The organism is Nocardioides sediminis, from assembly GCF_003047295.1.
Taxonomy (GTDB): Bacteria; Actinomycetota; Actinomycetes; order Propionibacteriales; family Nocardioidaceae; genus Nocardioides; species Nocardioides sediminis.
Genome location: NZ_PZYZ01000007.1, coordinates 152,340 through 165,401, shown reverse-complemented (window position 1 = coordinate 165,401; position 13,062 = coordinate 152,340). Strand labels below are relative to the sequence as shown.

Below are 13,062 nucleotides of genomic sequence, written 5' to 3'. Positions count from 1 at the left end.
CCTCTTACGCTGGCAGGCATGAGCACCCGAGAGCTGACCGCCGCCAACTTCGAGGACACCGTCGTGGGTGAGGGCATCGTCCTCGTCGACTTCTGGGCCGAGTGGTGCGGGCCGTGCAAGCAGTTCGGGCCGGTCTTCGAGGCGGCGTCCGAGAAGCACCCCGACATCGTCTTCGGCAAGGTCGACACCGAGGCCGAGCAGCAGCTCGCCGGCGAGGCGGGGATCACCTCGATCCCGACGCTGATGCTCTTCCGCGACGGCATCCTGCTCTTCAACCAGGCCGGCGCGCTGCCGCCGCAGGCCCTGGAGGGCGTGATCGAGCAGGCCCGCGGTCTCGACATGGACGCGATCCGCGCCCAGATCGCCGAGGCCGAGGCCAACCCCAGCGAGGTCGACCTGGACTCCTTCGCGGCCGAGCACGCCGGCGGCGGCTACGTCCTCGACGTGCGCGAGCAGGACGAGTTCGCCGCGGGGCACGTGCCCGGGGCCGTCCACATCCCGATGAACGACGTCCCCCAGCGCCTGGCCGAGGTCCCCACGGACCGCCGGGTGCACGTGATCTGCCAGAGCGGCAACCGCAGCCGGGCCATCACCGAGTACCTCAACGCCAACGGGGTCGACGCGGTCAACGTGTCCGACGGCACCGGTGGGTGGGCCCAGCGGGGCTGGCCGCTCGAGCGGTGACGCCGCGAGTCGGCACCGGCTCGGCGCTCACCGGTGGGCGTCGAGCCACCCGATGACGTCCTCGGTGACCTCGTCGCGGTTGGTCTCGTTGAAGATCTCGTGCCGCGCGCCGGCGTACACCCGGACCGTGACGTCCCGGACGCCGGCGTCGCGGTAGCGCTGGGCCAGCACCTGCACCAGCTCCCCGCCCCCGGCCAGCGGGTCGGCCTCGCCCGAGGCGACGAGGATCGGCAGGTCGGGACGGATGCGCGCGAGGCTGGCTGGGTCGGCCAGCGTGGCGGCGGCGCCGAACAGGGCCGGCACCGTCTCGTCGGGCAGGTCGAAGCCGCAGAGCGGGTCGGCGACGTAGGCGTCGACCTCGGTCTCGTCGCGGGAGAGCCACTCGTAGCCGGTACGCGGCTCGAACCCCGCGTTGAAGGCCTCGAGGCCGACCGGGCCCTCTGCCTGCGCGAGCCCGGCGGCGAGCAGGTCGAGGGCCGTCGAGCCGGACAGCACCACGCCGTCGTACAGGTCGGAGTGCTCGAGCAGCACCGACTGGGCGGCGAAGGAGCCCATCGAGTGGGCGACGAGGAACAACGGCAGGTCCGGGCGCGCGGCCCGCAACGAGGCGCCGTACGCCGCGACGTCGGCGATCAGCCCCTCGAAGCCGACCGGTCCGAAGTCCCCGGCCCGGTCGGTGATCGACGCGCCGTGGCCGCGGTGGTCGAGGGCGTGGACGACGTAGCCGGCGGCGTTGAGCGCCTCGGCCAGGCGCCCGTACCGCTCGGAGTGCTCGGCGAGCCCGTGGGCGACCTGGACGACGCCGACCGGGTCGGCGACGTCGTCCCAGGTGTACGTCGCCAGGGCGGTCGCGTCGGACGGGGACGTGAAGGAGGACCGGGTGGCAGCCATGCCGGGCAGGCTAGTGCTCCGGCGGGCGTCGGGCGACCCCTTCGGTCGCGCCCCTAGGCTGGCCGGTGTGATCGAGATGCGCAGCCCCTCCCAGATCGAGCAGATGCGACCCGCCGGGCGCTTCGTGGCCGAGGTGCTGACGCACCTGTCGAAGGTGGTCGACGTCGGCACCAACCTGCTCGAGATCGACGAGATCGCGCACGACATGATCCGCCGTCGGGGGGCCGAGTCCTGCTACATCGACTACCACCCGTCGTTCGGCGCCTCCCCGTTCGGCAAGGTCATCTGCACCTCGGTCAACGACGCGGTGCTTCACGGCCTCCCCCACGACTACGACCTCGCGGACGGCGACCTGCTGACGCTCGACTTCGCGGTGGCCGTCGACGGCTGGGTCTCCGACTCGGCGCTCTCCTTCGTCGTCGGTACGCCGCGCCCGGAGGACCTGCGCCTGATCGAGGTCACCGGTCAGGCCCTCGACGCCGGCATCGACGCGGCCCGGCCCGGCAACCGGATCGGGGACATCGCCCACGCGATCGGTTCGGTGGCGCGCGGCGCCGGCCTGGGCATCAACCTCCAGTTCGGCGGCCACGGTGTCGGGCGGACGATGCACGGCGACCCGCACATCCCCAACGACGGCACCCCGGGGCGCGGCTTCAAGCTCCAGCCCGGCCTGGTGATCGCGATCGAGCCGTGGTTCCTGCACACCACCGACGAGATCTACACCGACCCGGACGGGTGGACGCTCCGCAGCGCGGACGGCTCCCGCGGCGCGCACATGGAGCACACGGTGGCGATCACCGAGGACGGCCCGTTGGTGCTCACGGCCCGGGACTGACGGCCGTGCCCGAGCTGCCCGAGGTGGAGAGCGCGCGCGCCGTGATCGAGGCCGGCGCGCTCGACCGCGAGGTCGCGGACGTCGACGACACCGACACGTGGGTGTGCCGACCGCACGCCACCGGCGAGATCCGCTCGGCCCTGGTGGGGCGCCGGCTGACGGTGGCGCTGCGGCGCGGCAAGAGCATGTGGTGCGAGACCTCGTCCGACGGACCGGTCCTCGGGATCCACCTCGGCATGAGCGGGCGGATCGTGGTCACGGACCCGTCCGGCGACCCCGTGGAGGGCGGCGACCGGGTGCGGGGGCTCACCGCCACCTCCCCGGACCGCGACCTCGCCTGGGACCGCTTCACCATCCGCTTCGCCGACGGCGGGGAGCTGCGGCTCTTCGACAAGCGCCGGCTCGGACGGGTGCGCCTCGACCCGGACCTGGACCGCCTCGGCCCCGACGCCGCGGAGGTCGGGGTGGCGGAGTTCCGCTCCCGGGTGGGTCGCGGCACGGCTCCGGTCAAGGCCCGGCTGCTCGACCAGTCGGTGATCGCGGGCGTCGGCAACCTGCTGGCCGACGAGACGCTGTGGCAGGCCGCGGTCGACCCGCGCCGGAGGGTGGACACCCTCGACCACGACACGCTCACCGCCCTGCACCGGTCGCTGCGGAAGGCCACGAGGGCCGCGATCCGCAACGGCGGGGTGCACACGGGCGAGGTGATGGAGCACCGCGTCGCCGGCGGCCACTGCCCGCGGTGCGGTGCTCCGATGCAACGGGCCACGGTCGGCGGCCGTACGACGTGGTTCTGCTCGGTCGAGCAGGGTCCGGCCTCCGGCTGACGTCACGCGCCGCACGGGTGTCGGCGGGCGCCGACTCAACCGTGCCGGGTCGTCGACGACAGGGCGTGCCCGCCACCGGCCCCGGCGTCGTCGGTGTCCTCCCCCAGCTCGGCAGCCACGGAGACCACCAGGCCGCCCAGCATGAAGGCGACGATGACCCCTACGAGCGTGGAGGTGGCCAGCGAGGGGATGAACCGCCGGGCACCAGTGGCGGCCTCAGCGCCGTGGTACTCGTGGGTCAGCGCGTGGCCCTTCCCCCGCGCCATCAGGAACCGGTTGACGGGGTAGGCCGCGAAGAAGGCGGCGGTCAGCGCGATCATCATGCTGACCCAGAAGACCGGGTTGACGAGACCCGCGTCCATGGCACCGGGGATGACTGCCATGACCGCGTTGTCGACCACCTCCATGGTGGCGATGGAGAGCGTGTCGGCGGCGAGGACGACCGAGAGCGCCGCGCCCAGCCCGAGCCCGGCCTTGAGGAGCGGCAGGGTCGAGAGTGCGTAGCCGAAGAGGAAGGCGAGGGAGACCGCCAGCACGATGGTCCACCCGGTCGCCAGCCCGATGGCGGTGCCGATCATCAGTCCGGCGATCTCGCCGATGGCACAGCCCGTCAGGCAGTGCAGGGTCGCGCTCAGCGCCATGGAGCGCGTGCCACCCATGTCGTGCCCCTGGTGGGCCTGGTGGTCCTGGGCTCCCTGGTGGCTCTCGTGGTGCGTGGGGTTGGTCTCGTGGTGCTGCCCGTGGGACGTGCTGGCCATCGGTCTACCTCCGGCTGGTGTCGTGGACGGTTCTGCTCGCTGAACACATACCCTAGGGGGGTATATTCCAGTTGTCCACGGTCGCGGGTTGTCCGCGCGGGTCGCCTGCCGTGAACGGGGTAGATCGGAGCGCCCCTCCTCATGCGCGTCCTGGGCCGCCCCTAGGCTCGCGACCGTGCGCATCGCGGTGGGTGAGCCTGGTCTCGCCGGCGTGTGCTCGGCGGCGGCAATCCTGGCCGGCTACTCGCACCTCACCGGCAACGTGTCCGACTCGCCGCCCGGGCCCGCGGTGGCGCTCTACCAGCACGGCTTCGGCGTGGAGCTCCTCGACTTCCCCCAAGCGGTGGTGCTGAGCGCGAGCGGAGACACCTACCGTCGAGTGGACGCAGCGGAGGGTCGGGCCGGGCCGGAGACCCAGGGAGACCCGGCGCCCATGCTGCTGTCGCCCGACGGCACCGTCCGCTTCCACAAACGGACGTGAGGCGCACGGGTGAGAAGCTCGACGCAGCTCGGTGTGACCCTGGTGGCAAGTCGCTCTGCCGGATCCTTCACTCGCGGCATGACGTGGTCGCCGCCGGTCCTCGTCCGGCTCAGGCGGCGGGCTGGGCGTCCGGCGCGCTGTCGCGCTGGTCGCTCCCTCGGCGCAGCACGACGACCACACCCACGATGGCCAGGACGAAGGCCGGGAACTGGAGGAGGCCGAAGATGGCGAAGAGCGACTCGGCATCCCTCGCAGCGTCCGAGAACGCGAACGTCGTGAAGTCGATCCATGCGTGCAGCACCATGCAGAGGACCAACGTGCCCGCCAGGCGCCGCGTGAGGTAGAACACGGATCCCGCGACGAAGGCCAGCGCGATCTGCTGCGTGGTCGACCCGAGGGACTGCCCGAAGAACAGGTTCAGTGCGTGGAGCAGGCCGAAGAGCAGGCAGCTGAAGAACCAGGCCATCGGCTCCCGGAATCCGCCGCGCAGGCCGACCAGCCCGGCGCCGCGCGTCAGCATCTCCTCGCCGAACCCGACCAGCAAGGTGCCAACCCCCAGCGCCAGGAGGTAGGAGGCTGACCTGTCCGCGGGCCCGAAGCCACCGAGCAACGAGCCGAGTCCCGGCAGGAACATGAGGACCGGGACGACCCACAGCCAGCGGGGCGCGCCCAGGTCCTCGCGGATCGCCGGTCCCCACCAGCCGAGGTAGCTGGTCACTCCAGCGGTGAACGCGGACGCGAGCGCGATGGGGAGGACGATGCCCTCGACGATGTTCGAGGTCGAGTCGCCGACCGTGTCGTAGTCGAGGCCGACGAGGACCCACGTGAATGTCACGATGGCGACGTAGCCGACCGCGAGGCCGACCGTGATGAGCGGGCGGGGCTGGACGCGCATGATGGTCCTTCGGGGTTCACGAGGTCCTGGGTGCGCCCGACGCTAGGGCCACCCCCTGAGCGTGAGGTAGGGCCTTGGGCCCCCTGTAACGGTTACGACGGTCGCGCCCCGCCCCGTGGTGCGTGCGCGCCGGTATGACGCGACCTCCGCCGGGGCGCTGGCATCACGTTCCGTCGTACGGCTGCTTCGCAGTGGTCCAGACCGCGGCGGAACAAGGCGGGCGCCGAGGCAGTTCTCGCCCACACGTCCAAGGTCGAGGAGAGGCAGGACGGCATGCCGGACTCTCGAGGCTCGAGCGTCGAGGAAGCACCGGTCGGTGTCGATGTGATCGCGCCGGAGGCGGTGGTCCTCGCCCTCACCGCGATCCTCGACAGCGAGGCCTTCCGATCTGCTCCGCGCTCACGGGACTTCCTCGCCTACATCGTGACCGAGCACCTCGCCGGACGAGGTGACCGTCTCGGCGAGCACGCTGTGGCCCGCCACGCGCTGGGCCGTTCCGCGTACGACTCCCGGCTGAACTCGTCGGTTCGGGTGCAGGCAAGCCGTCTGCGCACGGCACTCCAGCGCTACTACGACGCTGAGGGCGCGAGCGCCACGATCCGGATCTCCCTGCCTCCCGGCACCTACGACCCCGTCGTCGCCCGACACGATCCGTGCCCGGACACGTCGACGTCCCCCGACGCCGTCGCGGTCGCGGTGCTGCGGTTCGTCTCCACCGGGCCGGGCGCCGAGCTGCTCGGCAGCACGTTGTGCGACGCGATCGTCCGCCGCTTGCGCGACTTCCCGGGGTTGACGGTCATCGGGCCTTCCACGCTCGCCCCGGCCGGCACCGACGCCGCGCCACGGCCGCTCGGTGCCCGCTTCATCCTCGAAGGCAGGTTGACGAGCTCGGACGACGCAGTCGCTCTCGAGGCCCGGCTCAGCGACGTGGCGTCCGGGGACGTCGCCTGGCGGATCGCTGAGTGCGTCGCCACCGCGGACCTCGACGGTTCGCGGCTCGACGACAGGTGGGCCGCCGCCGTTGCCGGCCAGGTCGGCGACGCCACCGGTGTGATCTTCCGGCGCGCTCTCGCCCGCGAGGAGCATGCCGGCTCCGCGGTGCACGCGGCGCGGCTGGCCTACACCGACTACCTGATGACGGGGACGAGCGAGTCGGTCGCCGCGGCGGCGGCAGCCCTCGACCGGGCACTGGGGCTGCAGTCGACAGCCGAGCTGCTCGCGATGAGAGGCGCGATCCACAACGCAGAGGTCAACCAGGGAACGACCGCGACGGAGCGAGACCGCGAGCTGCGCAGCGCCGAGCGGCTGGCCAGGGATGCGCTTGCGCTCGATCCGGACAGCGCGGCGGCGTACCTCGTGCTCGCCGGCACCGCGTGGCAGCGACGACAGTGGGAGCTCGCACACCGACATGCGACCCGGGCAGTCGACCTGGCCCCGTGGAACCCGACGGTCCTGATGTCGGCCGGCACGGTCCAGGCGGTCGCCGGGGACTGGGCGGGTGGGGCGCAGACGTTGCGCCGGGGGTTCCGCATCAATCCCGTGCATCCGGGCTCCGCGCACTCGGTGACGGCCCTGGCCTGCCTGGTCGCGGGCGACGACGCCGGCGCGCTCGCCGAGGCGAGCCTGGTCCACGTGCCCGGCCAGCTGTGGGGTCCGCTGTACCGGGCTCTCGCCCTGGCCGCCCTCGGCTACCGGGAACAGGCCTGGGCCGAGATGGCCCAGGTGCTGGAGCTGGACCCGACCTTCCTCCAGGATCCGGCGACCTACTTCACCGGTCGCGCCGTGTTCACTGCCCGCGAGCTGGAGACGCTGCTCGCGCACTTCGAGCCCTTCCGACCAGGTCGCGCCTCGTCAGGCACCGGGCCGGCGGCCGATGGGGCAAGCAGCCGATGAGCGGACCTGCAGCGAGTGCGTCACGCGTGCGGCGGAGTCGGCGAAGCGGGCGATGATCCTCCGGGGGTCTACTGTCGAAGGATGACTGACCTCGAGCTCGGCACTGCTGACCAGATCGAGCCGGAGGACGTGACCGGACCCCCGACGGAGAGCACCCGCGCGGCCTGGGCCGAGGCTGCACGCCCGGTCCTCATCGAGAAGGCCCGGCGCTACCGCGCCCTCGTGACCTACAAGGAACTGGCCGCGGAGGTGCAGGAGAGCACCGGCATCGCGAGCAGCCAGCCCCTGCACCACTGGATGTCCGACGTGCTGCACCGCGTGGCCCGGGACTGCTCCGAGCGCGACGAGCCCAACCTCGCGGCGCTGGCGGTCAACGCGCAGGGCAGCGTGGGGGCGACGTACGCGTCGATCGTCCTGGACACCCGGGGCGAGGAGATCGGCGACGCCGACGACCACGCGGCCCGCGAGCGACTGTCGTGCCACACCCACTTCGAGGCGTCGGACCTGCCGGTCGACGGCGGCGTCCCGACGCTGACGGAGAAGGTGAGCGCAGCCCGCACCCGAGCCCGCAAGGCGTCCGCCCTGGCCCGCCCCGTCGACACCTGCCCCGACTGCAACATGGCGCTCCCGGCGACCAAGGTCTGCGACGGCTGCGCCTGATCGACGCCTGAGCAACCTCGGGCCGGCGCACCCCGAGCGAAGCCGCACGTGAGCGCGGTCCCTTTGCTTGGATGGACGGCATGACCAACTCCCTCCTGCGTCCCTCGACGCTGCCGTTCGGCCTGCCCGACTACGCCCACCTCACCGACGCCGACTACCGCGAGGCGATCGACCGGGGCATGGCCGAGCAGCTCGCGGAGCTGGACGAGATCGCCGTCGACGACTCCCCCGCGACCGTGGCGAACGTCCTCGAGGCGTGGGAGCGGTCGGGCGCGTTGCTCGACCGTGCGATGAACGCGTTCTGGGTGGCCAAGTCGGCCGACACCAACGACGAGCGCGACGCGATCGAGGAGGAGATGGCGCCCCGACTGGCGCAGCACTCGGACGCGATCCTCCTCGACGCGCGCCTCTACGCCCGCCTGACGGCGCTGGCCGAGCGCCGCGACGCCGGCGAGGTGACCCTGGACGAGCAGGAGGCACACCTGCTCGAGGAGCGGCTCAAGGCCTTCCGACGGGGCGGCATCGCCCTGCCCGAGGCACAGCAGGCCCGACTGCGCGAGCTCAACACCGAGCTCGCGACCCTCTCCACCCGGTTCGACCAGATGCTCGTCGCGGGACGCAACGCCGCCGCCGTGCACGTCACCGACGAGTCCGAGCTCGACGGCCTCGACGACGGCCAGAAGGCCGCCGCGCGCGAGGCCGCGCAGGCGGCCGGTCGCGAGGGCTGGCTGCTGACCATCACCAACACCACGGGCCAGCCCGTGCTCGCCGACCTCACGCACCGGCCCACCCGTGAACGCGTCTTCCGGGCCAGCGCCGAGCGAGGCCTCGGCGGCGACCCGGACACCGACACCCGGTCGGTCCTGCTGACGATGGCCCGGCTGCGCGACGAGCGCGCCCACCTGCTCGGCTACCCCCACCACGCGTCGTACGCCGCCGAGGTCGGCTGCGCGGGCAGCACCGACGCGGTCAACGAGATCCTCGGCCGGCTCGGCCCCGCGGCGTACGGCCTGGTCCGCGCGCGCGGCGAGCAGCTCCAGGCCCACCTCGAGGGCATCGAGCCCGGCGCCTCCCTCGAGCCGTGGGACTGGGCGTACGTCGACGCCCGGCTGCGCCGCCAGGAGGCAGTCCTCGACCCGGCGGGCCTGCGCCCCTACCTGGAGTTCGACCGGGTGCTGGTCGAGGGCGTCTTCGCCGCCGCCACCGCCCTCTACGGCATCACCTTCCACCCACGCGAGGACCTCGTCGGCTACACCGACGTCGCTCGCGTCTACGAGGTGCGGGAGGAGGACGGGAGCCACCTCGGTGCCGTGGTCATCGACCCCTACACCCGTCCCACCAAGCAGGGCGGCGCCTGGATGACGAGCATCGTCGACCAGAGCCACCTGCTCGACGCGGCGCCCGTCGTCACCAACACCTGCAACTTCCCGCCCCCGGCTCCCGGGACGCCCAGCCTGCTGTCGTGGGACAACGTCATCACGCTCTTCCACGAGTTCGGGCACGACCTGCACGGCCTGCTGTCCGACGTCCGGTTCCCCTCCCGCTCGGGGACGTCGGTGCCCCGCGACTTCGTGGAGTTCCCCAGCCAGGTCAACGAGATCTGGGCCTACGAGCCCACGTTGCTGGCGCGCTACGCCGTGCACCACGAGACCGGCGAGCCCATGCCCGCCGAGTGGGTCGAGCAGCTGCGTGGCCGGTCCGGCAAGGAGACCTACCGGTACGCCGAGCTGCTGGCGGCGATGCTGCTCGACCAGGCGTGGCACCAGACCCCGGCCGACGAGCTGCCCGCCTACGACGAGGGTGTCGAGGCCTTCGAGCTGGCCGCCCTCGAGCGGGCCGGCGTGCGCTACGCGACCGTGCCCCCGCGCTACCGGTCGACGTACTTCCACCACGTCTTCGGCGGCGGCTACTCGGCGGCCTACTACTCCTATCTGTGGTCGGAGGTGATGGACGCCGACACGGTCGCCTGGTTCGGCGAGCAGGGCGGGATGGACCGGAAGGCCGGTGAGCACTTCCGTCGCGAGCTGCTCGGCCGCGGCGGCTCGATCGACGCGATGGAGACCTACCGCCGCTTCCGCGGCGGGGACCCGGACCTCGCCCACCTCCTACGCCGCATCGGCGCGGAGTAGCGGGACGGGCCCGGGCGACCGGGTCAGTCGCTGAGCTGGCGGAGCCGGTGCCAGGCGAGGCTGGCGCCGGCCCGCACGCTGCGGGGCGCCCGCAGCGCGTCGAGCACCGGCGCCCGCTGGCGGGTCCAGTCGGGGTCGCTGGGCAGCGGCGCCTCCGCCGTGCCCGGCTCACCGCGCACGGCGCGCCGCATGGCCTCGCGCACGCCGAGCAGGCGACCGCCATCGGCCGGCACCCACGTGGCCTCGGGGCGGCACACCATGTCGTGGCGCAGCGACTCCACCAGCGCGTTGACCGTCCAGAAGGGCGCCTGGACCAGTCCCGCCGTGCCGACGGCCGCGACCGGCGTGGGCACCATCGCGACCGGCACGCGCACCCGCAGCAGCCGGGCGGCCCGGGAGTACGCCGCGAGCAGCCGCGGGTAGCGCAGCACGTCGGGTCCGCCGATGTCGACGGCGCCCTGGAGCGTCGAGTCGGGCTCGAGCGCCTCGACGAGGGCCCGCACCGCGTCGGTGGCCGCGATCGGCTGCACCCGCGAGCGCAGCCACAGCGGGACCGGCTGGAGGACCAGCAGGCTCCCGAGCTGGCGGATCACCTCGAACGACGTGGAGCCCGCGCCGATCACGACCCCGGCCCGCAGGGCGACCGACGACGCGGACGAGGCGAGCAGCTCCTCCTCCACCTCCAGACGCGAGGTGATGTGCTCGGAGAGCTCGTGGCGAGGGACCTGGGGGACGAGGCCGGAGAGGTAGACCAGGCGCGAGACGCCCGCCGCGTCGACACCGCGGCGTACGGTCCGGGCGCCCAGCCGGTCGATCTCGGAGAAACCGCGGGTGCTCAGCGAGTGCACCAGGTAGCAGACCGCGTCGACCCCCTCCAGGGCCACGGCGACGTCGGCGGCGTCGGTCACGTCGCAGCGCACCCAGTCGACCTGGTGGCCCCACGAGAAGCGGTCGGGCGTTGGCGGCCGGGACGTGGCGGCGGTGACGTGCCAGCCCCGGTCGAGCAGCTCGGGGACCAGTCGCGACCCGATGTAGCCGGTGGCGCCCAGGACCAGGACGCGGCGGGAGGTCTCGTCCATCACTCCCCCAGGTGGCGCAGCATGTTGTGGGCGAAACGCCGGCCCATGGCAGCCACCACGCCGTGCATGACGGTCTCGACCGCGATGCGGGACAGCCGCGGCAGCGGCAGGTCGCACCAGATCTCCAGGTCGATGGCGACGTGGGTGCCCGTGGTCCCGTCCGGGTTGGGCTGGGGACGCAGGCGGTACTCACCGTCGACGCCGGTGCGCTCGTCGGGCCGCTCCGGGTCGTGGGCGAAGACGATCCGGTGCGGCTGGTCGAAGGTCATCACCTCCGTGAACGTGGGGGCGATGGTCGCGCTCATCACCGGGATGTGCGTGAGGTTCCACGTCCACCGGTCGCCGTCCACGTCGATGCGCGTGAGGTACGGCGTCAGCTCCGGCAGCAGGGTCGGGTCGGTGAGCACCTTCCACACGTCGTCCGGCGCGGAGCGCAGGGAGGCCTCGGAGGTGTTGCGGGCACGGAAGCGGTTCACCCGGCCAGCGTAGGCGGGCGCTGCACGGCGTCCCCTCCCGGCACCGGCACCGCACGGACGCCGGCACGCAGGGCGTCGTCTAGCCTGCACGGGTGCTGATCTCCGACGAGCGCCGGATGCTCTTCGTCCACATCCCCAAGACGGGTGGGTCCTCGGTCGAGCAGCTGCTCCGCGACGCCTGCCCCGACGCCCGCACGGTCGGTCGGCAGCGGCACGCGCGGCTCCAGCGGATCCTGCGGCACGAGCCGGCCCTGGCGGACTACTGGTCGTTCGGCTTCGTGCGCAACCCCTGGGCCCGGATGGTGTCCTGGTACTCGATGATCGACACCTGGAACCACCGCTGGGGACCGGCCTCCGGACGCCCCCAGGAGGGGCAGTGGGGCTCCACCCGCGACGGCAACCCGCTGTGGCGCGCGGTGGCCGGGTACGCCGACTTCGAGGAGTTCGTGCTGCGCGGGACCGAGGAGCACGACCGGCTGGCCATGCCGCAGCTCGACTACCTCCTCGCGGACGGTCGCCGGGCCGACTTCATCGGCCGCACCGAGAACCTCGCCGAGGACACCGCCACGGTCCAGCGGCAGCTCGGCCTGCCCGTGACCGAGGTGCCGCACCGCAACGCCCGGTCCAGCGGCTCGTGGCGCGACTACTACACGCCCGCGACCCGGGACCGCGTCGCCGAGGTCTACGCCAAGGACGTCGAGGAGTTCGGCTACCGATTCTGACCCCACATCCCGTGCCCGGGTCGACCCTCAGCGGGGCCGCGGGGGCACGACGAGCCGGGTGCCACGGGCACCGGCCCACTGGCCGGTGTCCTGCAGCCGGGACCACACGTCGTACTCGGGGGCGAAGAAGTCGACCAGGGCGGTCCTCGTGGAGTCGCTGAGCTGCGGGTCGGCCGGCGGCGACACGTTGCGGCGCTCGAACGTGACGTCGTCGCCGAGCCGGGAGCGGAACCACCCCTGCCACGCGTCGGGCCGCTCGACGGCCAGCACCCGGTCGACCTCCACGACGTCGTCGACGGTGAGGAACTGGCCGGGCCGTCCTCGCGGTGTCGGCGCGTCGGGGTCACCCTCGACGTAGCGCAGGGCGAACTCCTCGAAGGTGAGGTCCGAGCTGTCCGCGCCGCGGCGGTGTCGCTCGGACTCGGGACGCGCGCGGTAGCGCCACCACGACTCGAGCCACCGCACCGGGTCGCGGAACATCGTGACCAGCTCGTAGGAGTCGCGCTCGTGGCCGTCGGCGGCCAGCCGCGGGGCGATCCGCCGGCCGTAGCCCGAGGCGCCGAGGTGCTTGAGACCCGGCGGTCGGTCGATGACGAGGTCGGCGTACGGCGCGAGCGCGGCCTCCAGCGACGTGGACGCGCACTTGGGCATGGCGAGCAGCACGAATCCGTGCCGCGGGAACGCCATCATGGGGCGCGATCCTTCCAGACCACGCACGAGCGGCGCCGACCG

At 72.8% G+C, this 13,062-nt stretch carries 14 protein-coding genes; 8 read left to right on the top strand and 6 right to left on the bottom strand.

Annotation, left to right across the window (positions count from 1 at the left end; genetic code table 11):
- Positions 1-18 precede the first annotated feature (18 nt).
- A complete protein-coding gene (gene trxA / locus DAI17_RS21725; protein ID WP_107774293.1) occupies positions 19-684 on the top strand; it encodes a thioredoxin in 666 nt (221 codons plus the stop codon).
- A gap of 27 nt (positions 685-711) precedes the next feature.
- Here the strand turns inward: trxA and DAI17_RS16450 are convergent, their stop codons facing one another.
- Positions 712-1,575 carry an alpha/beta fold hydrolase gene (locus DAI17_RS16450; protein WP_107774292.1) on the bottom strand — a complete coding sequence of 288 codons (864 nt, stop codon included), beginning with the start codon at positions 1,573-1,575 and terminating at the stop codon, positions 712-714.
- 67 nt (positions 1,576-1,642) lie between these two features.
- On the opposite strand from DAI17_RS16450, the gene map reads away from it, so the two are divergent.
- Together map and DAI17_RS16440 are read left to right on the top strand one after the other, a co-directional pair.
- Complete coding sequence (gene map / locus DAI17_RS16445; RefSeq protein WP_107774291.1) at positions 1,643-2,410, top strand: type I methionyl aminopeptidase; 768 nt, start codon at positions 1,643-1,645, stop codon at positions 2,408-2,410.
- A gap of 5 nt (positions 2,411-2,415) precedes the next feature.
- Positions 2,416-3,237, top strand: a complete 822-nt coding sequence (locus DAI17_RS16440) for an Fpg/Nei family DNA glycosylase (protein ID WP_107774290.1) — start codon at positions 2,416-2,418, stop codon at positions 3,235-3,237.
- 35 nt (positions 3,238-3,272) lie between these two features.
- Here DAI17_RS16440 and DAI17_RS16435 read toward each other — a convergent pair whose 3' ends face one another.
- Positions 3,273-3,995, bottom strand: a complete 723-nt coding sequence (locus tag DAI17_RS16435; protein ID WP_234412542.1) for a DUF4396 domain-containing protein — start codon at positions 3,993-3,995, stop codon at positions 3,273-3,275.
- 175 nt (positions 3,996-4,170) lie between these two features.
- On the opposite strand from DAI17_RS16435, the gene DAI17_RS16430 reads away from it, so the two are divergent.
- Positions 4,171-4,476, top strand: coding sequence for a hypothetical protein (locus DAI17_RS16430; protein WP_107774289.1), 306 nt, complete (start codon positions 4,171-4,173; stop codon positions 4,474-4,476).
- Positions 4,477-4,585: 109 nt separating this feature from the next.
- Here the strand turns inward: DAI17_RS16430 and DAI17_RS16425 are convergent, their stop codons facing one another.
- Positions 4,586-5,371, bottom strand: a complete 786-nt coding sequence (locus DAI17_RS16425; protein WP_107774288.1) for a CPBP family intramembrane glutamic endopeptidase — start codon at positions 5,369-5,371, stop codon at positions 4,586-4,588.
- A gap of 273 nt (positions 5,372-5,644) precedes the next feature.
- On the opposite strand from DAI17_RS16425, the gene DAI17_RS16420 reads away from it, so the two are divergent.
- From DAI17_RS16420 to DAI17_RS16410, 3 genes are all read left to right on the top strand, one after another.
- Positions 5,645-7,264, top strand: coding sequence for a hypothetical protein (locus DAI17_RS16420; protein WP_159081600.1), 1,620 nt, complete (start codon positions 5,645-5,647; stop codon positions 7,262-7,264).
- 81 nt (positions 7,265-7,345) lie between these two features.
- Positions 7,346-7,924 carry a hypothetical protein gene (locus tag DAI17_RS16415; protein ID WP_107774286.1) on the top strand — a complete coding sequence of 193 codons (579 nt, stop codon included), beginning with the start codon at positions 7,346-7,348 and terminating at the stop codon, positions 7,922-7,924.
- A gap of 80 nt (positions 7,925-8,004) precedes the next feature.
- The gene (locus DAI17_RS16410; protein WP_107774433.1) at positions 8,005-10,053 is read left to right on the top strand and encodes a M3 family metallopeptidase; all 2,049 of its coding nucleotides are present in this window, start codon (positions 8,005-8,007) and stop codon (positions 10,051-10,053) included.
- A 23-nt stretch (positions 10,054-10,076) separates the two neighbouring features.
- On the opposite strand, the gene DAI17_RS16405 is transcribed toward DAI17_RS16410, so the two are convergent.
- Both DAI17_RS16405 and DAI17_RS16400 read right to left on the bottom strand, forming a co-directional pair.
- On the bottom strand, positions 10,077-11,132 hold the full coding sequence (locus tag DAI17_RS16405) for an NAD(P)H-binding protein (RefSeq protein WP_107774285.1): 1,056 nt from the start codon (positions 11,130-11,132) through the stop codon (positions 10,077-10,079).
- Complete coding sequence (locus DAI17_RS16400; RefSeq protein ID WP_159081599.1) at positions 11,132-11,608, bottom strand: SRPBCC family protein; 477 nt, start codon at positions 11,606-11,608, stop codon at positions 11,132-11,134. The genes DAI17_RS16405 and DAI17_RS16400 overlap by 1 nt, the downstream gene beginning before the upstream one ends.
- 92 nt (positions 11,609-11,700) lie before the next feature.
- On the opposite strand from DAI17_RS16400, the gene DAI17_RS16395 reads away from it, so the two are divergent.
- A complete protein-coding gene (locus tag DAI17_RS16395) occupies positions 11,701-12,330 on the top strand; it encodes a sulfotransferase family 2 domain-containing protein (protein WP_107774283.1) in 630 nt (209 codons plus the stop codon).
- Between the two features lie 27 nt (positions 12,331-12,357).
- Here the strand turns inward: DAI17_RS16395 and DAI17_RS16390 are convergent, their stop codons facing one another.
- On the bottom strand, positions 12,358-13,020 hold the full coding sequence (locus tag DAI17_RS16390; RefSeq protein WP_107774282.1) for a sulfotransferase family protein: 663 nt from the start codon (positions 13,018-13,020) through the stop codon (positions 12,358-12,360).
- Positions 13,021-13,062 lie beyond the last annotated feature (42 nt).

What these genes read in the sequence shown, in the direction of transcription:
- trxA (WP_107774293.1), top strand. Translation starts at nt 19, where the DNA reads ATGAGCACCCGAGAGCTGACCGCCGCCAACTTCGAGGACACCGTCGTG.
- DAI17_RS16450 (WP_107774292.1), bottom strand. Translation starts at nt 1,575, where the DNA reads ATGGCTGCCACCCGGTCCTCCTTCACGTCCCCGTCCGACGCGACCGCC.
- DAI17_RS16435 (WP_234412542.1), bottom strand. Translation starts at nt 3,995, where the DNA reads ATGGCCAGCACGTCCCACGGGCAGCACCACGAGACCAACCCCACGCAC.
- DAI17_RS16425 (WP_107774288.1), bottom strand. Translation starts at nt 5,371, where the DNA reads ATGCGCGTCCAGCCCCGCCCGCTCATCACGGTCGGCCTCGCGGTCGGC.
- DAI17_RS16420 (WP_159081600.1), top strand. Translation starts at nt 5,645, where the DNA reads ATGCCGGACTCTCGAGGCTCGAGCGTCGAGGAAGCACCGGTCGGTGTC.
- DAI17_RS16415 (WP_107774286.1), top strand. Translation starts at nt 7,346, where the DNA reads ATGACTGACCTCGAGCTCGGCACTGCTGACCAGATCGAGCCGGAGGAC.
- DAI17_RS16410 (WP_107774433.1), top strand. Translation starts at nt 8,005, where the DNA reads ATGACCAACTCCCTCCTGCGTCCCTCGACGCTGCCGTTCGGCCTGCCC.
- DAI17_RS16405 (WP_107774285.1), bottom strand. Translation starts at nt 11,132, where the DNA reads ATGGACGAGACCTCCCGCCGCGTCCTGGTCCTGGGCGCCACCGGCTAC.
- DAI17_RS16390 (WP_107774282.1), bottom strand. Translation starts at nt 13,020, where the DNA reads ATGATGGCGTTCCCGCGGCACGGATTCGTGCTGCTCGCCATGCCCAAG.